The organism is Azospirillum aestuarii (genome assembly GCF_016632405.1).
In the GTDB taxonomy this organism is placed as follows: Bacteria; Pseudomonadota; Alphaproteobacteria; order Azospirillales; family Azospirillaceae; genus Azospirillum; species Azospirillum aestuarii.
In genome coordinates, this window is the sequence record NZ_JAEPIV010000027.1 from 32533 (window position 1) to 50491 (window position 17959).

General features: G+C 69.7%; 22 protein-coding genes. 9 read left to right on the forward strand and 13 right to left on the reverse strand.

Annotation, left to right across the window (positions count from 1 at the left end):
- Positions 1-36 precede the first annotated feature (36 nt).
- The 5 genes from JJL56_RS27360 to JJL56_RS27380 form a co-directional block, all read right to left on the reverse strand.
- Entirely contained in the window at positions 37-810 is a 774-nt protein-coding gene (locus JJL56_RS27360) for a lysozyme family protein (RefSeq protein ID WP_145626158.1), read from the reverse strand.
- Between the two features lies 1 nt (position 811).
- Positions 812-1078 carry a flagellar biosynthesis protein FliQ gene (fliQ, locus tag JJL56_RS27365; protein ID WP_200487003.1) on the reverse strand — a complete coding sequence of 89 codons (267 nt, stop codon included), beginning with the start codon at positions 1076-1078 and terminating at the stop codon, positions 812-814.
- 145 nt (positions 1079-1223) lie between these two features.
- The gene (fliE, locus tag JJL56_RS27370) at positions 1224-1586 is read right to left on the reverse strand and encodes a flagellar hook-basal body complex protein FliE (protein WP_200487004.1); all 363 of its coding nucleotides are present in this window, start codon (positions 1584-1586) and stop codon (positions 1224-1226) included.
- An 11-nt stretch (positions 1587-1597) separates the two neighbouring features.
- Positions 1598-2017: a flagellar basal body rod protein FlgC gene (gene flgC, locus JJL56_RS27375; protein WP_200487005.1), complete on the reverse strand. Its 420-nt coding sequence runs from the start codon at positions 2015-2017 to the stop codon at positions 1598-1600.
- 20 nt (positions 2018-2037) lie between these two features.
- On the reverse strand, positions 2038-2409 hold the full coding sequence (locus tag JJL56_RS27380; protein WP_145626162.1) for a flagellar basal body protein: 372 nt from the start codon (positions 2407-2409) through the stop codon (positions 2038-2040).
- A 146-nt stretch (positions 2410-2555) separates the two neighbouring features.
- Here JJL56_RS27380 and fliI point away from each other — a divergent pair, with 146 nt between their 5' ends.
- Positions 2556-3896 carry a flagellar protein export ATPase FliI gene (gene fliI / locus JJL56_RS27385; protein WP_200487006.1) on the forward strand — a complete coding sequence of 447 codons (1341 nt, stop codon included), beginning with the start codon at positions 2556-2558 and terminating at the stop codon, positions 3894-3896.
- The gene (locus tag JJL56_RS27390; protein WP_200487007.1) at positions 3893-4492 is read left to right on the forward strand and encodes a hypothetical protein; all 600 of its coding nucleotides are present in this window, start codon (positions 3893-3895) and stop codon (positions 4490-4492) included. The genes fliI and JJL56_RS27390 overlap by 4 nt, the downstream gene beginning before the upstream one ends.
- Before the next feature lie 6 nt (positions 4493-4498).
- On the opposite strand, the gene JJL56_RS27395 is transcribed toward JJL56_RS27390, so the two are convergent.
- Positions 4499-5371 carry a LysR family transcriptional regulator gene (locus JJL56_RS27395; protein ID WP_200487008.1) on the reverse strand — a complete coding sequence of 291 codons (873 nt, stop codon included), beginning with the start codon at positions 5369-5371 and terminating at the stop codon, positions 4499-4501.
- A 149-nt stretch (positions 5372-5520) separates the two neighbouring features.
- Here JJL56_RS27395 and JJL56_RS27400 point away from each other — a divergent pair, with 149 nt between their 5' ends.
- A complete protein-coding gene (locus JJL56_RS27400; RefSeq protein ID WP_200487009.1) occupies positions 5521-6732 on the forward strand; it encodes an MFS transporter in 1212 nt (403 codons plus the stop codon).
- A 31-nt stretch (positions 6733-6763) separates the two neighbouring features.
- On the opposite strand, the gene JJL56_RS27405 is transcribed toward JJL56_RS27400, so the two are convergent.
- From JJL56_RS27405 to JJL56_RS27435, 7 genes are all read right to left on the reverse strand, one after another.
- Positions 6764-7798 (reverse strand): hypothetical protein, encoded by a 1035-nt coding sequence (locus tag JJL56_RS27405; protein ID WP_145626338.1) that lies wholly within the window; start codon positions 7796-7798, stop codon positions 6764-6766.
- Positions 7799-7886: 88 nt separating this feature from the next.
- A complete protein-coding gene (locus JJL56_RS27410) occupies positions 7887-8681 on the reverse strand; it encodes a DUF1217 domain-containing protein (RefSeq protein WP_145626166.1) in 795 nt (264 codons plus the stop codon).
- A complete protein-coding gene (locus JJL56_RS27415; protein WP_200487010.1) occupies positions 8678-9055 on the reverse strand; it encodes a FlaG family protein in 378 nt (125 codons plus the stop codon). The genes JJL56_RS27410 and JJL56_RS27415 overlap by 4 nt, the downstream gene beginning before the upstream one ends.
- Positions 9056-9060: 5 nt before the next feature.
- Entirely contained in the window at positions 9061-9498 is a 438-nt protein-coding gene (locus JJL56_RS27420; protein ID WP_145626168.1) for a flagellar biosynthesis repressor FlbT, read from the reverse strand.
- Complete coding sequence (gene flaF / locus JJL56_RS27425) at positions 9488-9880, reverse strand: flagellar biosynthesis regulator FlaF (RefSeq protein WP_145626169.1); 393 nt, start codon at positions 9878-9880, stop codon at positions 9488-9490. Before flaF ends, JJL56_RS27420 begins: the two co-directional genes overlap by 11 nt.
- Positions 9881-9990: 110 nt before the next feature.
- Positions 9991-11235: a flagellin N-terminal helical domain-containing protein gene (locus tag JJL56_RS33780; RefSeq protein WP_035682206.1), complete on the reverse strand. Its 1245-nt coding sequence runs from the start codon at positions 11233-11235 to the stop codon at positions 9991-9993.
- A gap of 339 nt (positions 11236-11574) precedes the next feature.
- A complete protein-coding gene (locus tag JJL56_RS27435) occupies positions 11575-12369 on the reverse strand; it encodes a response regulator transcription factor (RefSeq protein WP_145626170.1) in 795 nt (264 codons plus the stop codon).
- A gap of 355 nt (positions 12370-12724) precedes the next feature.
- Here JJL56_RS27435 and JJL56_RS27440 point away from each other — a divergent pair, with 355 nt between their 5' ends.
- The 6 genes from JJL56_RS27440 to JJL56_RS27465 all read left to right on the forward strand — a co-directional run bounded on the left by JJL56_RS27440 (position 12725) and on the right by JJL56_RS27465 (position 17860).
- The gene (locus JJL56_RS27440) at positions 12725-13201 is read left to right on the forward strand and encodes a hypothetical protein (protein ID WP_145626172.1); all 477 of its coding nucleotides are present in this window, start codon (positions 12725-12727) and stop codon (positions 13199-13201) included.
- Positions 13202-13368: 167 nt separating this feature from the next.
- A complete protein-coding gene (locus tag JJL56_RS27445; protein ID WP_145626173.1) occupies positions 13369-14325 on the forward strand; it encodes a DMT family transporter in 957 nt (318 codons plus the stop codon).
- 152 nt (positions 14326-14477) lie between these two features.
- The gene (locus JJL56_RS27450; RefSeq protein ID WP_200487011.1) at positions 14478-15410 is read left to right on the forward strand and encodes a sugar kinase; all 933 of its coding nucleotides are present in this window, start codon (positions 14478-14480) and stop codon (positions 15408-15410) included.
- Between the two features lie 22 nt (positions 15411-15432).
- On the forward strand, positions 15433-16194 hold the full coding sequence (locus JJL56_RS27455; protein ID WP_247891288.1) for a GntR family transcriptional regulator: 762 nt from the start codon (positions 15433-15435) through the stop codon (positions 16192-16194).
- Positions 16191-16826 (forward strand): bifunctional 4-hydroxy-2-oxoglutarate aldolase/2-dehydro-3-deoxy-phosphogluconate aldolase, encoded by a 636-nt coding sequence (gene eda / locus JJL56_RS27460; RefSeq protein ID WP_149167328.1) that lies wholly within the window; start codon positions 16191-16193, stop codon positions 16824-16826. The genes JJL56_RS27455 and eda overlap by 4 nt, the downstream gene beginning before the upstream one ends.
- 5 nt (positions 16827-16831) lie before the next feature.
- Positions 16832-17860, forward strand: a complete 1029-nt coding sequence (locus JJL56_RS27465) for a Gfo/Idh/MocA family protein (RefSeq protein ID WP_200487012.1) — start codon at positions 16832-16834, stop codon at positions 17858-17860.
- Positions 17861-17959 lie beyond the last annotated feature (99 nt).

A 17959-nucleotide genomic window follows, 5' to 3' on the forward strand; every position in this document is an offset into this window, starting at 1 on the left:
TAGCGCCCCGCGGTAAAACCGGCTTTTACGTCTGTGCTACTCTGCCGCCGGCAGCAGGGGTCTCACCGCCGCGTTGGCGTAGAGGCTGGACAGGAAGGACAGCCGGCCCAGCTCCGCCTTGCCCCAGGCGGGCAGCGCGCCGGGAGCCGCTTGGGGGCCGGCGGTTTGGGGACCGGCGGCAAGCGCCTTCAGGTAATTCATGGCGCCGGCCACCCAGCGACGGTTGCCGCCGACCCGCTCGCGGTAGGCCGTCCCGCGCTCCGACTGGGCGGAGTGGTAGCGGGCGATGGCGGCGTCGAGCGATCCCTGCGCGCGGTGCAGGTCGCCCAGGAAGCGCGCGGCGTAGCGGGCGTTGGCGCGCGGGTCGAAGGCGGTCTCCAGGTCGGGGAAGGCGTCGGGGTGCCATTTCAAATTGACCTGAAGGCAGCCCACATCGATGGAGCGCGTGCCCCGCGCCTGCGCGGCGCGCACGAAGGCGATGGCCTCCTCCCGCGTCGGGAAGTAGCGGGAGGCGCCTTCGGTGTTGACGGTCCAGGGCCAGACGGTGAACAGCCGGTCGGCGGTCATCCGCCCGGCCTCGGTGAAGCCCATGGCGAGCAGCATGTGGTCGGTCACCCCCGCCTCGCGCTCCGCCGCCAGGATGGCGTCGATGCAGGCGGCTTCCGGCGGCAGGCTGCTGCGCGCGGGCAGGACGCGCGGCGCGTAGAGGGCGGTGGACCAGGTGCCGATCTGGGACGCGGGCGGCTTCACGTCCGCGGCGGTCGCGGTTCCGGCCAGGAGCAGCGCCGCCAGTCCGGCCAGCCGGCGCATGTCACCGCACCGAGACGATCAGGCTGCCCAGCCGGTCGGCGTAGGTGGTCAGGGCGCCGTACATGAAGGGCAGTGCCAGCACGGTGGTGACCAGGATGGCGACGATCTTCGGGACGAAGGTCAGCGTCATCTCCTGCACCTGGGTCAGCGCCTGGATCAGCGAGATCGCCACGCCGACCAGGACCGCGATGACCAGCGGCGGGGCGGCGATCAGCAGCATCGTCCAGATGCCCGTGCGCAGGACTTCCAGCACGTCGGCTTCGTTCATGGGGTTCTCCTGGGGAGCGTTTGCCCCCACCCTAACCCTCCCCCGCTGGGCGGGGGAGGGAACTGCCGGCCGCCTCGCGAAAACCTCCCTCCCCCGCCCAGCGGGGGAGGGCCGGGGTGGGGGCAAGACTTCCGAGCGAAAGCGCTCAAATCGCCATCCGCATGACGTCCTGATACGCCTGCACCATGCGGTCGCGGATGGACACGACCGTCTGCACGGTCATCTCGGCGGCGAGCACGGAGCGCACGACCTCATGCGTGCCGGCCTTGCCCGCGACGGCGGCGACGGACATGCGCTCGCCCTCGTTCAGCGTCTCCACCGCCTGCGACACCTGCCGGTCGAGGAAGGCGCCGAAGCTGCTTTCCGACGCCGCCGCCGTCTCGGCGGACGGCGATGCCGCGCCAGCCGCGGCGGGCGGGGTGGCGAGCGATGCGGCGGGCGCCGGCTGGGTCAGGGGCGCGCGGTGGAGGCCGTAGGCGGCGGCAGCGCGGCCGATGGGTTCGATCATCTCTGGTCTCCTCAGCCGCGCAGAAGGTCGATCATGCGGCCCATCATGCTGCGGGACTGTTCGATCACGTTGACGCTCGCCTCGAAGGAGCGGCTGGCCTCGCGCATGTCCATCATCTCAATCAGCGGCTGGACGTTCGGACGCTTGACGTAGCCCTTCTCGTCGGCGGCGGGGTGCGAGGGCTCGTAGACGAGCTGGAAGTCGCTGCGGTCGCGCCCGATCTGCTTGACCTTCACGATCTCCGACCCGGCGGCACGGTCCATCGCGGTGGCGAAGGACACGGTCTTGCGGCGGTAGGGATCGCCGCCCGCCGTCATGGCGGTGGAATCGGAATTGGCGATGTTCTCGGCGACCACGCGCAGCCGGGTGCCCTGCGCCTGCAGGCCCGAACTGGCGATCCGCATCGTCGCGGCCAGAGGATCGGTGAGCATGGGAAGGACTCCGAATATCGTCAGCCGGCGCGCCAGGCGGCGCGCAGGATTTGCAGGTTGCGCTGGAACAGGCCGGCGGTCAGGGCGAAGGCGTCGCGCGTCTCGCTGCCCTTGGTCATCTCCTGCTCCAGCGACACGGCGTTGCCGTCCGGCGTGGTTTCCCACTGCTCGGGCTTGCGCGCCTCCTGCACCGCACCGGACGGGTTGAAGCCGGTCAGATGCATGGGCGAGGTGAGCGCCGGCGCCACCGTCTGCGGGCCGTCCATCAGCGCCGCGAAGGGCTTGAGGTCCTTCGGCTGATAGCCGGGCGTGTTCGCGTTCACGACGTTGGCGGCAATCAGCTTCTGCCGCTCCGCCAAGTAATCGAGGCGTGCGCCGCTCAGACGGAACACCGAAATATTGCTAAAATCCATTTGAACGGCCCTATCGCAAAGCCGGAAACCAAGGCAAGGCCAAGATGACCCCCGGCGTTTAAAACTGGATTTAAAATCCCTGTGCCAGGATCGCTCCGTTCCGACACGGCGGAGACGACCCGGTCATGCGCGTGCTTTCCAACCTCCTGTCCGAGATCGAGCGGATGCCGACCCGATCCTGGCGCGGCGAGATCCGCAGCGCCACCGGCATGACGCTGGAGGTGGAGGGGCTGCGCCGCGTCCTGGCGGTGGGCGACAAATGCTGGGCGGAGACGGCGCGCGGCCAGCGGCTGCTGTGCGAGACCATCGGCTTCCGCCAGGGCCGCACGCTGCTGATGGCCTTCGACAACCTCGACGGCGTGGCGGAGGGATGCGCCGCCGTCACCGACGACACCGCCTTCACGCTGCGCCCCGGCCCCGGCTGGCTGGGCCGCGTCGTCAACGCGCTGGGCGAACCGATCGACGGGCGCGGCCCCTTGCGCAACGGCCACCACGCCCGCCCGCTGCGCGCCGCCCCGCCGCCGGCCTACGCCCGCCGCCGGGTGGGGGCGAAGATGGACACCGGCGTGCGCGCCATCGACGTCTTCACGCCCATTTGCCGAGGCCAGCGCATGGGCGTCTTCGCCGGGTCCGGCGTCGGCAAATCGACCCTGCTGTCGATGGTCGCCCGCCACGCCGGGGCCGACGCCATCGTGATCGGGCTGGTCGGCGAACGCGGGCGCGAGGTGCAGGAGTTCATCCAGGACGATCTGGGCGCGGACGGCCTCGCCCGTTCCGTCGTCGTCGTCGCCACCTCGGACGAGCCGCCGCTGATGCGCCGGCAGGCCGCCCATCTCTGCCTGACCGTGGCGGAGGAGTTGCGCGACCGCGGTATGCACGTCCTCTGCCTGATCGACAGCGTGACGCGCTTCGCCATGGCCCAGCGCGAGATCGGGCTGGCCGCCGGGGAGCCGCCGACCGCCAAGAGCTACCCGCCCAGCGTCTTCGCCGAACTGCCCAAGCTGATGGAGCGCGCCGGGCCGGGGCAGGAGGGCCAGGGCGACATCACCGGCATCTTCACCGTGCTGGTGGACGGCGACGACCATGACGAGCCGGTCGCCGACGCGGTGCGCGGCATCCTCGACGGCCATGTCGTTCTGGACCGCCGCATCGCCGAGCAGGGGCGCTACCCCGCCGTCAACGTGCTGCGCAGCGTGTCGCGCCTGCTGCCCGGCTGCCACACGGCGGAGCAGAACGCCCTGCTGCGCCGTGCGCGGAGCCTCGCCGCCACCTACGACAACATGCGGGAGCTGGTGCGCATCGGCGCCTACAAGCAGGGCACCGACCCGGAGGTGGACGGCGCCGTCGCGCTGAACCCGGCGCTGGAGGAGTTCCTGCGCCAGGGCAAGGACGACGCCACGCCGTCCCTCGACTCCTTCCGTTTCCTCGACCGCATCCTCGCCGTTCCCGCCGGAGTTGTCCCATGACCAACGCCACCGCGCTCGCCGCCCGCGCGCTTGCCCCGACCACCGCCGCACGGGACGCCGTGAAGGCCCCGACCAAACAGGAGGCAGCGGATCTCAGCCTGGATTTCGGGGACCTGCTGGACGCGGTGAACCCGCTGCAGCATCTGCCGGGGGTGTCGCAGATCTACCGCCACGCCACCGGCGACGGGATCGGCCTGCCGGCGCGGCTGGCCGGGGGGTTCCTGTTCGGCGGCCCCGTTGGCCTGCTGGGCAGCGCCGCCATGGCCGTCTTCGAGGCGGTGACCGGCGACGATCCGCTGGGCCACCTCGTCACGCTGGCGGAGGGCGGGGCGGAGGAGACGAAGGCTCCGGCGAAGGACGCGCCGTCCAACGCCCCGCCCCTGCCCTTCCTCGCCGGCCCGGCGCATGAACAGCCGGCGGACCATCGCCCGTCCCCCGCCGTGCTGGCGGAGGCGCTCGCCCGCAAGACGCCGGACACCGACGCCGCGGCGGACGTACCCACGCCCAAGGCGGAACAGCCCGCCCCGCAAATCCTGGCGAAGCTCTACGAGTTGCACGCCACCCAGCCGGCGGACCGCCCGGCCGTCCGGCTCTGACCCCGGTCAGCGCAGCGCCTTCCCCAGCGCGTCCATGAACAGCCGCACCTTCGGCGGCACGAAGCGCGCCGAAGGGTGGACGCCCCAGACCGCCAGCGGCTCCAACGCCCCGTCGGACAGGGTGAGCGCCACTAGGACGCCGCGCGCCACCTCCTCCCGCACGTCCCACTCGGACAGGACGGCGATGCCGAGCCCGGCGAGGCAGATGTCCCGCAAGCCCTCGATGGAGTTGGCGGTGAAGCGGCCGCGCACCCGGATTCGCCGCTCCCGCCCGTCGCCCGCGAAGCTCCAGTGGGTCGTGCCGGACAAGCACAGGCACTCGTGCTCCGCCAGATCGGCGACGGCGGCGGGCGTGCCGCGATCCGCCAGATAGCCGGGCGTGGCGTAGAGCCCCCGCGGGTTGTCGGCCAGCCGCCGCGCGATCAGCGCGCTGTCCTTCAGACGCGCAATGCGGATGGCGAGGTCGATCCCCTGCCCGACGATGTCCACCACCGTGTCGGTCAGCAGCAGATCGACCGAGACCTGCGGGTTGTCCTTCAGGAACTCCGCGACCACCGGCACCACGACCTTGCGCCCGAAGGCGGCGGAGGCGGTCAGCCGCAGCAGCCCGGACGCACCGGCGGAGGACGGGCGGACGCTGGCCCGCGCCGCCGCCTCGTTCTCCAACATCGCCTGGGCGAAGGGCAGCATCGCCTCCCCCTCCGGCGTCAGGGCGAGGGAGCGGGTGGTCCGCTGCATCAGCCGCACGCCCATGGCGTCCTCCAGCGCGGCCAGCCGCCGGGTCGCCATCAGCGGCGAGATGCCCAGCCGCCGCGCAGCCCCGGCAAGGCTGCCGGCCTGGGCGGCTTCCACCAGAACGGCGAGTCCGGCGAGGTCCATTGCTTCATATTCCGATATACAGGCCCTTCATTCTGCATGACTGATGCGGATTGTGAAAGTGCGATAGGGTCCGTTTCAGAGATCATCGCCTTGGGCTCAGTAGCCCTCTCCCCTCTGGGGAGAAGGGATGTTGCAAAAGGACCGCTGTCATGAGCATCACCGACACAATGCCCCACACATCAGCCCACACACCGGAACAGACCCGGCTCGGGCGCGGGCTGACCTTCGCGATGGCGACCGCCGCGGGGCTGGCCGTCGCGAACATCTACTACAACCAGCCCATGCTGGGCCTGATCGAAGGCGATCTGCCCGGCCAGCTGACCGGCATGATCCCGACCGCCACGCAGCTGGGCTACGCCGCCGGCCTGCTTCTGCTGGTGCCGCTGGGCGATCTGGTGGAGCGGCGTCGGCTGATCGTCGGGCAGTTCCTGCTGCTCGCCGCGGCGCTGGTCGCGACGGCGCTGGCGCAGGGTCCCGCCCTGCTGGTCGCCGCCTCGCTGCTGCTCGGCGTGTCGGCGACGGTCGCGCAGCAGATCGTCCCCTTCGCCGCCCATCTCGCCTCGCCGCAGCGGCGCGGGGCGGCGGTGGGAACCGTCATGTCGGGAGTGCTGACCGGCATCCTGCTCAGCCGCACGCTGGCCGGCTTCGTCGGGACGCACGAGGGGTGGCGGGCCATGTTCTGGCTGGCCGTGCCGTTGGCGCTGGCTGCGGCCGCGCTGATGGCCGTCATGCTGCCGCGCAGCCACCCGAACGCCACATCGCCCAACACCAGCCTGCGCTACCCGGTGCTGATGCGCTCGCTGGTCCATCTGTGGCGGGAGTTCCCGGCCCTGCGGCTGGCCGCCGTCACCCAGGGGCTGCTGTTCGCCGCTTTCACGACCTTCTGGACCATCCTGGCGCTGCGTCTGGCCGAGCCGCGCTTCGGCCTGGGCGCCGACGCCGCGGGGCTGTTCGGCATCGTCGGCGCGGTCGGCATCCTGGCCGCCCCGCTGGCCGGTCGGATCGCCGACCGCAGCGGGCCGCACCGGGTGATCCTGCTGGGCACCGTGCTGACGCTCGCCTCCTGGCTGCTGTTCGGGCTGTGGACGTCGGTCGCTGGGCTGGTCGCCGGGGTGATCCTGCTCGACTTCGCGGTTCAGGCAGCGCTGGTGTCGAACCAGCACATCGTCTACGCCCTGCGGCCCGAAGCCCGCGCCCGGCTGAACACCATCTTCATGGGCGGTATGTTCCTGGGCGGCGCGCTGGGGTCGAGTGCCGCGACGCTGGCCTGGAACGCTGGGGGCTGGACCGCCGTGACCGGTCTGGGCATCGCCGTCGCCGCGGCGGCCACCGCCCTCCAGCTCGCCGCGCGGCGCGGGTAGAGAAGCCAGAAAATTGGGAGATTGGGGGGCCTTACCGCCCCCCGCTCCGCGCCGAGCGTTCCAGGGAGCGGATGTGGGACAGGCCCGGCAGGATTTCGGAGCGGATGAACTCCAAGCGGCGCACCGGGCCGCCGCCGCTGGAGAAACGGGCCTTCCACAAGGCCATCTTCACCGCCAGCCCGCACAGAACCCCGCCGATGGTGACGTGGTGGTTGGTGATCAGGTCGCGGATGCTGCGGAAGCTCTGGGCGTTGATGTTGCGCCAGAAATCCTTGGAGCGGTTGTCGAAGCTCTCGAACCGCCCGGTGATCGAGGCGGCGATCTCCGTCAGGTCGCGGCCCACCTCGTCGAGCATCCGGGCGTGGCGGGCGTCGCGGCGGACCTCGCTGAAGCCGCGCACCGCGTCCATCCAGGCCAGGAAGGCCTGCACGTCGGGGACGATCTCGTCCAGGCACTGCTTGAAATAGGCCAGCGACAGGAAGATGTCGCCGTACTCCTCCAGGAAGGCCGGGATGTCGGCCATGGCGATGTCCAGCCGGTCGGCCATCATGGTGAGCCGGCGGCGCACCTCCGCCAGATCGGGCTCGGCGAACAGGCGGATCAGATCCTCGACATTCTGCACCTGCACGTCGTCGCTGCCGTAGACGCTTTCGATCAGCGGGCGGGTGAAGACGCGCATGTAGCGGGTCAGCTGCTCGCGGCGGCGCTGGGACAGGCGCAGGGCGGCGTGCTCGTCCACCGCGATCTTCAGGCGGCGCAGCTCGATGCGCAGGGAATAGACGTCGAAGCTGGCGGCCTGGGCGATCTGCCCGATCATCAGCAGGTCGCGGTCCAGCTCGGGCGAGCGATTGCCGAAATGCAGCGGCAACTGGCTGGGCATCACCTGCCCGCTGCCGGCGTGGACGTCGTTGAACAGCTCCACCACCGTCTGGAGCCGGACGTTCTTGATCAACCGCGCCCGGCGCAGGCCCGGAGTCTCCAGCGGCAGGATCGTCATCGGCAGGATATGAAGGGAGTCGCGGGCGGTGTCCTCGTCCCGGTCGTCCGGGCCGGGCAGCAGGGCCACGACGTGCGGCCACGCGCCCGGCGGCCTGGCCTGTCGGCTCGGCTGCACAGCCAGTCTCCCGAAATTCCGTCCGCCGAAATTCCGCCGCTCAGAAGCGTGGGAAGTTCAGCAGCGACATGGTGATGGACGGGTCGATGGCGATGATCGAGGAGCGTCCGCGGCTGTTGATCGGCCCGATGTAGGGCAACGTGGCGGAGGCCTCGGCGGGCGCGCCGTTCTTCAGGTCGTACATGGCCGAGAAGCGGTCCAGGAACTTCCCGAGCTTGGCCGGGTCCTTGAAGTCGGCGATGTCGAAGCGCTTCTTCAGCTTGTCGACCAGCCGGTCTAGATCGCCCAGCGCCGACTGCTCGGGAATGTCGAGCGCGGTGAAGACCACCTTCTGCAGTGCGCGGTCGGCCATCACCTGATACCAATTGGTGATGCGCGACGCCTTGCGGTCGAAGTAGAGCGCCAGACGGACCGCGGGATTGCTCTCCTCCGCCTTCACCTCCAGCGACACGTCGACGTAGCGGTCGACGATGGCCTTGACGATCGCCGGCTCCTTCAGCGTGGCGCCGCCCGTCTCCTTGAAGGACAGGACGGTGGCCATCTCCTTGAACTTGGCGTCGTTCATGCGGTTGGCCAACGCCTCCGGGTCCTTCACCCCCTGGTCCAGCACCTTGCGGATCAGGGCGCGCGCGTAGGTCTGGCTTTCCAGGTCGAAGGCCACCATGACGAAGCGGTAGAGCTTGTCGTCCTTCAGCAGCTCCTCGGCGCTGGAGATCTTGCCGATGTTGGCCTCGAAATAGGCGATGTTGCGCTTCACGTCGGGCCGCGAGCGGATCATCGCGTCGTAGCGGTCCTGATTGCGGACGATCTGGCGATAATCCTGGAGCGTGCTCATGCCGTCACCTCCGGGGCCTTCGGCCGCCCGCGCTCCTCGGCCGCGTCCTCCGCCGGGTCAGCGTAGGAGGGCGGGATGCGCAGGATCACCTCGCCGGTGTGGGTGTCGAGCACCTCGGTGGACAGGCGGCCCGTGCCGGGGTCGAGGTTGACCCGGTAGGGCGGGATGGGGTCGGGCCGGCGGCCGTTGTCGGATTCCGCCGGCGCGCGGGTTTCCTCGACCACCTCGGTGGCCTTGACGGCTTCGGCCTGGGCGGCGCGCAGGCGGTCGGCCTGGCGCTGGCGGGCTTCGGCGATCAGGTCGGCGCTGGCGGTTCCGCGCTCGCCGTTGACGCCGGACACGCCGCCGGTCAATCCCTGGATGGGTGCGGGCATGGCGGTCACGCCTCCACGCGAGTCTCGGGGGCGCGCTCGTCCCGCGGGGTGCGCTGCGCGTTCAGCAGCCCGTCCTCGTAGGCCATCACCGGCCGCAGGCAGGCCAGCGCCTTGTAGTAGTCGCGGTCGCTGACGTTGCGCATCCCCTGCATGATGCGGTCCTGCATCTCCGGATGCAGGAAGGCGGTGTAGAGCTTGGCCATCATGCCGGCGACGACGCCGCCGTACTGTTCCGCGGCCTGGGGGTCCAGCAGCATGCTCTGGATCACGAAATAGGCGCGGCGGACCGGGGTGTCGGCCTCGTCCTCCTGCATGATGTCGCTGCCGCGGATGATCTGGGCGAAGTTGCTGACGGTCAGCGTGTAGCGGCGGTTCTCGTTCTGCACGACGCAGCCATTGATGACCACGCGCTCGCAGGGCTTGAGGCGGAGCTTAAGCGCCATAGGACGCCTCCATCGCGGCGGGGGCCTCCGTGCGGGCCACACCCTGCAGGCCGCGCATGACCGACCGGTTGATGTCGATCAGCACGCCCGCGTCGGCCTCGCCGCGCAACACCTGAGTGGTCTGGCGCGCCACCGAGAAGGACAGCGAGACCAGCCCGGCGCGCAGCGCCTCGGGCAGCGCGTTGCCGTCCTCCAGAAGGTCGGCGCGCAGCGTGTTCCAAAGTTCCAGGTTGCGCCACAGCGCGTCCTTCAGCGCCGCCGACCGCCAGCCGGCGTCGCGGTTGGCCTCCAGATCCAGGGTGATGCGGAGGAAGACCAGATATTCGATGCGGCGCGGGTCTTCGCACTCGGCCATCGTCTGCTGGTAGGCGGCGATGCTCATGGTCGCACCTTATGCAACGCGCACGGGGGCGCCGGAATGGGGCTTGGGCTGGAGACGAATGGAAAAAATGGCCGGCGCCCCGTCGGGAGCGGGACGCCGGCCGGACCGGGTTAGCGGAACAGCGAGAGAATGTTCTGCGGACCCTGGTTGGCGATCGACAGCGCCTGGGTGGCGAGCTGCTGCTGGACCTGGAGGGCCTGCAGGCGGCTCGATTCCTCGTTCATGTCGGCGTCCACCAGGGAGCCGATGCCCTTGTTCATCGAGTCGGTCAGCTTCGACACGAAGTCGTTCTGCACCGACACGCGGTTCTCAATGGAACCGATCACCGCAGCCTTGCCGATGGCCTTGTCGAGCAGGCCGTTGATGACCTCGAGCGACTTGGTGGCGTTGGAGGTCACGTCGATCTGCGTCAGGTCGGCCAGGCCGCCGAAGGCGTCGCTTTCCTTCGACCCGACCCACAGGCTGTCCACCTTGGCAGTGAAGTTGCCGTCGGTGTTCAGGTCCTGGTCGGTGAATTCCAGCTTGTCGCCGTTGAAGGCCACCTGGAAGTCGCCGCCGGCCGTGGTCAGGGCCGCGTTGACCGCGGTCTCGATCAGGCCCTGGGTGGTCGCCAGGTCCGTGGTGTAGTCGATGCCCGACAGGTCCACCGTCACGGCGGTCTTGGTGCCCGCCTCGTTGGTGACGTTCAGGGTCAGGTTGCCCAGGCCCAGGTTCTGGCCGTCGATGAAGGTGGTGTCCGGCGCACCGATGGCGATGCCGACGCTGGCCTTCAGGTCGTTGGTGGAGTCCACCTGCTGCTCGATCGTGGCCTTGCCGACGATCGAGGTGACCTGCATGTCCTGGCGCTGGAAGCTGATGTAGCTCGGATCGACGGTGCCGGCGCTGCGGCTCAGCGACGCCAGGATGTCGACGTTCTGGTCCTTGGCCGTGCCGTCATTGGAGTAGGTGATGCGCAGCAGGTTGTCGCCGTTGAAGGAGGCGTCGGCGGCGGCGCCCTTCACCAGCTTGACGAGCTGGTCGATGTCGTTCTGGATCAGCGACTTGTCGACGCCGTTGGTCTGGCCGGCGATGACGCGGGCCTTCAGCGTCTGCAGGTTCTCGACGATGTTCTTGGACGCCACCGACGCGGTGTTGGTCGTGCCCGAACCCAGTTCCAGCGATTCCTTCACCGCCTTGAAGCCGGCGACGTCGGCGCGCATGGTCGTGGCGATGGACCAGTAGGCGGCGTTGTCCTTGGCGTTGTTGACCTTGAGACCGGTCGAGATGCGATCCTGGGTGGTCGCCAGATCGTCGGTCACGCGGCGCAGCGTCTGCAGCGCGGTCATCGCCGAGGTGTTGGTCATGATCGAGGCCATGTGTATCTCCATTCGCGAGATGCAGAGCGCCTTTCTGACGCTGGGGCCGGGCTGCGCGGGCCTTCCCACTTGGTGTTTATGGGCGCGCAACCGACCATTCGACTGTGACCGACCCCGTTTAAACCGGAGTAAAAAACCGCAGCATTTTCAGGGTGACGCATTCGTCTTTCAAAGATGGGCATCTTTTAAAAGTAATCGCGCATTTTATAAAAATGCGGCGACCGCGCAAAGCGGCTCAGCCGTCGTGCCCCGAAGGGCCGCGGCCATGGCGTCTTTCAAAGTGTTTGAGGCAAAATATCGGAAGCGGAGCGTAAGGCGGGATTCTGAAATAAGGCGCCGTCACTCGGCGGCGACGAGACAGCCGGGGTGCAGGCCGGACGCGGCGAAGGGGATGGCCGGGAAGCGGCGGGCGGCGGTGGCGGGTGCGGCGGCCGGAACGGCCTCTTCATGCTCGGGCGGGGCCTCGAACTTGTAGCCGCGTCCGTAGACGGTCTCGATGTAGCGGGAGCCGCCGGTGGCCTCGGCGATCTTCTTGCGCAGCTTGCAGATGTAGACGTCGATGACCTTGTCCAGCGGGTCGGCGCCGGACAGGCCATAGACCTCGTCGTAGATGTGCTCCTTGGACACCACGCGGCGGTGGTGGGCGGCCAGGACGCCGAGGATGGCGTGCTCGCGCTGGCTGAGCCGCAGCCGCTCGCCGCCGACCTCCGGGTCGCGCCCGTCGAGAAACACCGTCAGCCGGCCCACCCGCACCGCGTTGCTCAGCAGGCCGCGCGAGCGCCGCCGCGCCACCTCGATGCGCGCCCGCACCTCGGCGCTGACCACCGGCTTAACCAGAACGTCGTCGGCCCCGGCGTGCAGCAGTTCCACCGTCGTCGTCACGCAGCGCCGGTCGAGCAGGCAGAGGATCGCCGCCCCGACCTGATGCGCGCGCAACGCCGCCACGCAGCGCGCCGGGTCGTCGACGCTGCCCAGGACGATGGCGTCATAGCCCAACCCGTCCGCACCCTGCTCCTGCAGCAGTTCCTCCAGCCCCGCCCAATCCTGGCGGTCGTAGCGGATCTTCCCCATGCCGAGCTGACGGCCGAGCGCGTCGGCGATCAGGGGGTTCGGTTCAACCAGGACAGCGCGCATGGGATTCTCCGCAACAGGGGTTTCAACTAGAGAGCGGGAGGACAAGGCACTTAAAATTTTCCTTAATTCCGAGTGCTTTATTTTCTCACACCCTCAGGTAATAGCCTTCCTGTACCGCGAGTCAACCATTCGGCTTACCTCAAGGGATAATGTTACGGCCCGCTTTTATATGACTTTTAATATCCGTTAAGACGTAGATTCTTGGCTGCTCTTTGCCTCGAAATTCGAAGCATTTTCCTCCCGAGTTGCCCGCAACGCCGCACATCGGCGCACGCCACCCCACAGGCTTGAACCGGGCTTTAACCCGGTTGTATTTCACTGGTGGCGAGAGGATGCGAACGGGGGAGAGGAACCGATGCCGACCCGCAACCGACAGGCGATTGCCGGAACCGTCCTTGCGGGCGCCCTCCTGCTGGCGGGCGGCTGCGCGATGACCTCCCCGCCCCCCGACACCGCCTACCGACAGGCGCTGGAGGCGGCGGTGGAGGCCGGACGGTGCGAAGGGCCGACGGTCGAGGCGCTGTGGACCGCCTATGACCGCTGGTTCGCCGTGGCGGCCAGCCTCGTCTCCTACCATCGCGGGACGGAAGCCGGCGCCCTGCTGCGGCAAGGCGAGGCGTTCCGCATCCTGGGCTGCCCCGCCGCGGCGCGCGACACCTACGAGACGCTTCTGCAACGCTTCCCCGATCCCGATTACGAGTTGGAGCGCAACGCCGCCCGCCGCGGCCTGATGGATCTGCCGATCAACCCGCCGACGCCCCTGCTGCGCCCGGCGCCCGCTGTCACCTCGGCCCTGCGCGGCCCCGCCGCCATCGACCGCGGGGACGGCTGACCCACGGGCCCGTGTTGTGGATTCACGGGGCCGGGCCGTATGGCTGCCATGACGCTCCGCACCATTGTTCCCAGGCATGATATATCAGTAACCTGACGGTTAACCCGGCACTGGACCCGGGCCATCCTTCCGCTTGCTGCCCTCCTGCCTGGAAACACCCTCCGGCCATGCCCGACTGCTCCCGCCCCCCGGAAGGGGTGTCCGCTGCCCAGACCGTGCCGTCCTACGGGAGCGAACGCCGCGACGATCCCGTCCGCGGGATTCTGATGGTCGTCGCCGCGGTCTTCTTCTTCTCCTGCTCCGACGCGACGGCGAAGTATCTGTCCCAGACGCTGCCCTCCATCGAGATCGGCTGGATGCGCTACGTCGGTTTCACGACGCTGCTGCTGCCGCTGATGATCCGCGGCGGTCCGCCGGTGATGAAGACCGCCAGCCCCGGTCTGCAGGTGCTGCGCGCTCTGGGGATGCTGGGGTCGGCGCTGTTCTTCATCATGGGCATGCGTTATCTGCCCTTGGCGGAAGCGGCGGCGACCAGCTACGTCTCGCCGGTCTTCGTCACGGTGCTGTCGATCCTGGTGCTGGGCGAGAAGATCGGGCCGCGCCGCTGGGCGGCGGTGCTGGTCGGGCTGCTCGGCGTGCTGATCGTCATCCGGCCCGGCGGGGCGGCCTTCCAGCCGGCGGCCATCTTCCCCATCCTGTCGGCGATGAGCTGGGCGACCGGCGTGGTCATCACCCGCAAGATGACCGGGCAGGAGCATCCCACCACCACCCTGATCTGGACCGCCCTGACGGGCCTTGCCGTGCTGACCGTTCTGCTGCCCTTCAACGTCGCGACGCCGACATGGACGGAGGTGGCGCTGGGCGCCCTGATCGGGCTGGTCTCCACCATGGGGCAATGGCTGATGGTCCAGGCCTACCGCTTCGGCGAGGCGTCGGTGCTCGCCCCCTGCTCCTATGTGCAGATCGTCTGGTCCACCCTGCTGGGCTTCCTGATCTTCGGGGCGCTGCCCGACCATTGGACCTTCCTGGGCGCCGGAATCATCATCGCCAGCGGCCTCTACACCGCCCACCGCGAGCGGCTGCGCAAGAAGCAGCAGCAAAACGCCGCAGCGTCCACTCCATGACCATCGTTTGGCATGACCGGCGCCCGAAAAGCCTTGCCTCCAGCATTGATATATTAGTATACTTGACCCCAGGAGGCACGGGACTAAAAACCCGTGTTGTTCGAACTCTTTAGCAGGAACCGGCGGGCTTGTCCGCCGGACGGGGGATGGCGATGGGTGAGTCCGCGCGCCGGGTTGCGGCCCTTGGCGAATGCATGATCGAACTGGTGCGCCGTCCCGACGGGACCTTCACCATGGGCTTCGGCGGCGACACCCTCAACACCGCCGTCTACATGGCGCGGCTGGGCGTGGCAACGGATTACGTGACGGCGCTGGGCGACGACACCAACAGCGACGCCATGATCGCCACCTGGGAGGCCGAGGGCGTCGGCACCGGCCATGTGCTGCGCGTGGCCAACCGGGTTCCCGGCCTCTACATGATCGAGACGGACGACAGCGGCGAGCGGCGCTTCCTCTACTGGCGCGATTCCGCACCGGCCCGCGACCTGTTCGTACTGCCCGACAGCCCCGCGCTGGTCGCCGATCTGGAAAGCTACGACCTGCTCTACATGTCAGGCATCAGCCTGGCCATATGGGGCGAGCGCGGGCGGGAGGTGCTGTTCCCCATGCTCGACCGCCTGCGCGAGCGCGGCGGCCGCGTCGCCTTCGACACCAACTGGCGCCCCCGCCTGTGGCCCGACCGCGAGACGGCGCAGCGCGCCTACGACGCGATGCTCGAACGCACAGACATCGCCCTGCCGGGCGTCGAGGACCTGCGCGGCCTCTACGGCGACGCTGACGCCGACACCGCCATGGCCCGCGTGCGCGGCGCCGGGGTGACGGAGATCGTTCTCAAGCTGGAGAAGCCGGGCTGCATCGTCTCCGCTCCCGGTGTCGAGGAGACCGTGCCGTCGGAAAAGGTCGCCAAGGTCGTGGACACCACCGCGGCGGGCGACAGCTTCAGCGCCGGCTATCTCAGCGCCCGCCTGAAGGGCCTCGGCCCGGTGGAGGCGGCGCGCTCCGCCCACCGCATCGCCGCCGTGGTCATCCAGCACCGCGGCGCCGTCATCCCGCGCGACGCCATGGCGTCCGTGCTGGACGGCTGATCCCCTGACGGAGGGACCCTCCATGCCACGAGACCAAGTCCTCGCGGGCCAAGCCACCATCGCTCCCGGCGCCACCCCCGTCGCCGTCAAGCCGCCCCGCGCATCGCAGCGCGGCACTACGGCGGCGGCGGCCATCTACCGCGACCTGCGGGCCGACATCGTGTCGCTGGCCCGCAAGCCGGGCGACCCGATCGTGGAGAAACTGGTGGCCGAAGCCTTCGGCGTCAGCCGCACCCCGGTGCGCGAGGCGGTCCTGCGGCTGGCCGACGAGGGTCTGGTGGAGGTCTTTCCGCAGTCGGGCACCTTCGTGGCGCGCATCCCGATCGCCGCCCTGCCGGAGGCCAACCTGATCCGCAAGACGCTGGAGCAGGCGACCGTCCGCTTCGCGGCGGAACGCGCGACGCGCAGCCAGGTCGCCGCTCTCCAGGCCAATCTGGAGCGCCAGCGCGAGGTGGACGCCTCGGGCTGCGCCGACGGCTTCCATCAGGCGGACGAGGCGTTCCATGCGCTGATCGCCGACATCGCCGGCTATCCCGGTTTCTGGCCGATCACCCAGCAGGTGAAGGTGCAGATCGACCGCTGCCGCCACATGACCCTTCCCTATCCCGGCCGCCTGGCGACCGTCATCGCCGAGCACGAGGCCATCGTCACCGCCATCGCGGACCATGACCCCGACCGCGCGGTGAAGGCGCTCGGCGACCACATCGACGGCCTGCTGCTGACCATCGACGACATGCGGCTCGCCACCCCACTCTACTTCTCTCCTGCCGAGGCCCTGACATGACCCACCCGCGTCTTGAACCCTCCCTGTCCGGCCCGCGCATCGTCCCGGTCCTCGTCCTCGACGAGCCGGACACCGCGGTCGCCCTGGCCGAGGCGCTGGTCGCCGGCGGCCTGACCACGCTGGAGGTGACGCTGCGCACCCCCGCCGCTCTGGCCTGCGCGGAGGCCATCGCCGCCCGCGTTCCGGGCGCCCTGGTCGGCCTCGGCACGCTGATCCGGCCGGAGCAGTTCGCCCAGGCCCGCGACGCCGGCGCCCGCTTCGTCGTCAGCCCCGGCCTGACCGACCGTCTGGCGGAGGCCGCCAAGACCGCCGGCCTGCCCTATCTGCCGGGCATCGCCACCGTGACCGAGGCGCTGATCGCCATGGAGCATGGCTTCCGCGAGCTGAAGTTCTTCCCGGCGATGCTGAACGGCGGCGCCCCGGCGCTGCGCGGCATGGCGCCGCTGATGCCGGAGATCCGCTTCTGCCCGACCGGCGGCCTCAAGGCGGAGCATGTGAAGGAGATCCTGTCGCTCCCCAACGTCTTCGCGCTCGGCGGCACCTGGCTGACCCCGGCCGACGCCGTGAAGGAGCGCCGCTGGTCCGAGATCGAGCGGCTGGCCCGCGAGGCCTCCGCCCTGGCCCAGGGCTGAACCGGATGCGGCGCCGCGTCGGCGTGATCGGGCTGGGCATGGCGGCGACGCCACACGCCCAGAGCCTGCTGGATCTGGCGGAGCGGGTGGAGGTGGCTGGCTGCTTCAGCCCGTCGGCCGAGCGCCGCACCGCCTTCGCGGCGCGCTTCGGTCTGCCGGCGGTGGACCGGGCGGAGGCGATCCTCGACGATCCCACCGTCTCCGCCGTCCTGCTGCTGACCCCGCCGGACACCCACGCCGACCTCGTCGCCCGCTGCGCCGCCGCCGACAAGCATGTGCTGCTGGAAAAGCCGCTCGACGCCACGCCTGCCGGCTGCCGCGCCGTGGTGGAGAGCATGGAGCGCGCCGGGCTGACGCTCGGCGTCATGCTCCAGCACCGCTTCCGCGCCGCCGCCGAACGGCTGGCGGAGCTGCTGCGCAACGGGACGCTGGGCCGTCCGCTGTCGGCCTCCGTCGTGGTGCGCTGGTGGCGCGACGACGCCTATTACGCCCAGCCGGGGCGCGGCATGAAGGCGCGGGACGGCGGCGGGGTGCTGCTGACCCAGGCCATCCACACGCTGGACCTCTATGTCAGCCTGCTCGGCCTGCCGCGGGAGGTCGCCGCCTTCGCCAACACCAGCGGCCTGCGCCCCATCGACACCGAGGACGTGGTGTGCGCTGCCCTGCGCTACGACGGCGGGCTGCTCGCCACGGTGGACGCCACCACCGCGGCCTATCCCGGCTATCCGGAGCGCATCGAGATCGCCGGCACCGCCGGCTCCGCCCTGCTGACCGGCGACCGGCTGGAGGTGCAGCTGCGCTCCGGCGGGACGGTCCAGGCCGGGGAGACGGCGGGCACGCTGGGCGGCGGCGCCGATCCCATGGCCTTCTCCAACGCCCACCACCGCGCTGTCCTGGCCGACTTCCTCGACGCGCTCGACCGCGGCGGCCAGCCGCGCGTGTCCGGGCGGGAGGCGCTGAAGGTCCACCGGCTGATCGAGACGATCCTCAAATCCTCGGAAAGCGGCGCCGTCACGACGGTTCCGGAGGACTGACCTCACGTCACGCTCACGAACTCGTGTCCCGCGCTTGATTTGCCGGGAGCGGCGACCAAGGCTAGATGAGGGACGGGGGGCGCTGTCGCCTCCCGGCGG

What these genes read in the sequence shown, in the direction of transcription:
- JJL56_RS27410 (WP_145626166.1), bottom strand. Translation starts at nt 8,681, where the DNA reads ATGAGCACGCTCCAGGATTATCGCCAGATCGTCCGCAATCAGGACCGC.
- flaF (WP_145626169.1), bottom strand. Translation starts at nt 9,880, where the DNA reads ATGAGCATCGCCGCCTACCAGCAGACGATGGCCGAGTGCGAAGACCCG.
- JJL56_RS27435 (WP_145626170.1), bottom strand. Translation starts at nt 12,369, where the DNA reads ATGCGCGCTGTCCTGGTTGAACCGAACCCCCTGATCGCCGACGCGCTC.
- JJL56_RS27415 (WP_200487010.1), bottom strand. Translation starts at nt 9,055, where the DNA reads ATGCCCGCACCCATCCAGGGATTGACCGGCGGCGTGTCCGGCGTCAAC.
- JJL56_RS27440 (WP_145626172.1), top strand. Translation starts at nt 12,725, where the DNA reads ATGCCGACCCGCAACCGACAGGCGATTGCCGGAACCGTCCTTGCGGGC.
- fliI (WP_200487006.1), top strand. Translation starts at nt 2,556, where the DNA reads ATGCGCGTGCTTTCCAACCTCCTGTCCGAGATCGAGCGGATGCCGACC.
- JJL56_RS27420 (WP_145626168.1), bottom strand. Translation starts at nt 9,498, where the DNA reads ATGGCGCTTAAGCTCCGCCTCAAGCCCTGCGAGCGCGTGGTCATCAAT.
- flgC (WP_200487005.1), bottom strand. Translation starts at nt 2,017, where the DNA reads ATGCTCACCGATCCTCTGGCCGCGACGATGCGGATCGCCAGTTCGGGC.
- eda (WP_149167328.1), top strand. Translation starts at nt 16,191, where the DNA reads ATGACCCACCCGCGTCTTGAACCCTCCCTGTCCGGCCCGCGCATCGTC.
- JJL56_RS27455 (WP_247891288.1), top strand. Translation starts at nt 15,433, where the DNA reads ATGCCACGAGACCAAGTCCTCGCGGGCCAAGCCACCATCGCTCCCGGC.
- JJL56_RS27395 (WP_200487008.1), bottom strand. Translation starts at nt 5,371, where the DNA reads ATGGACCTCGCCGGACTCGCCGTTCTGGTGGAAGCCGCCCAGGCCGGC.
- JJL56_RS27400 (WP_200487009.1), top strand. Translation starts at nt 5,521, where the DNA reads ATGAGCATCACCGACACAATGCCCCACACATCAGCCCACACACCGGAA.
- JJL56_RS33780 (WP_035682206.1), bottom strand. Translation starts at nt 11,235, where the DNA reads ATGGCCTCGATCATGACCAACACCTCGGCGATGACCGCGCTGCAGACG.
- fliE (WP_200487004.1), bottom strand. Translation starts at nt 1,586, where the DNA reads ATGATCGAACCCATCGGCCGCGCTGCCGCCGCCTACGGCCTCCACCGC.
- JJL56_RS27390 (WP_200487007.1), top strand. Translation starts at nt 3,893, where the DNA reads ATGACCAACGCCACCGCGCTCGCCGCCCGCGCGCTTGCCCCGACCACC.
- JJL56_RS27465 (WP_200487012.1), top strand. Translation starts at nt 16,832, where the DNA reads ATGCGGCGCCGCGTCGGCGTGATCGGGCTGGGCATGGCGGCGACGCCA.
- JJL56_RS27360 (WP_145626158.1), bottom strand. Translation starts at nt 810, where the DNA reads ATGCGCCGGCTGGCCGGACTGGCGGCGCTGCTCCTGGCCGGAACCGCG.
- fliQ (WP_200487003.1), bottom strand. Translation starts at nt 1,078, where the DNA reads ATGAACGAAGCCGACGTGCTGGAAGTCCTGCGCACGGGCATCTGGACG.
- JJL56_RS27450 (WP_200487011.1), top strand. Translation starts at nt 14,478, where the DNA reads ATGGGTGAGTCCGCGCGCCGGGTTGCGGCCCTTGGCGAATGCATGATC.
- JJL56_RS27445 (WP_145626173.1), top strand. Translation starts at nt 13,369, where the DNA reads ATGCCCGACTGCTCCCGCCCCCCGGAAGGGGTGTCCGCTGCCCAGACC.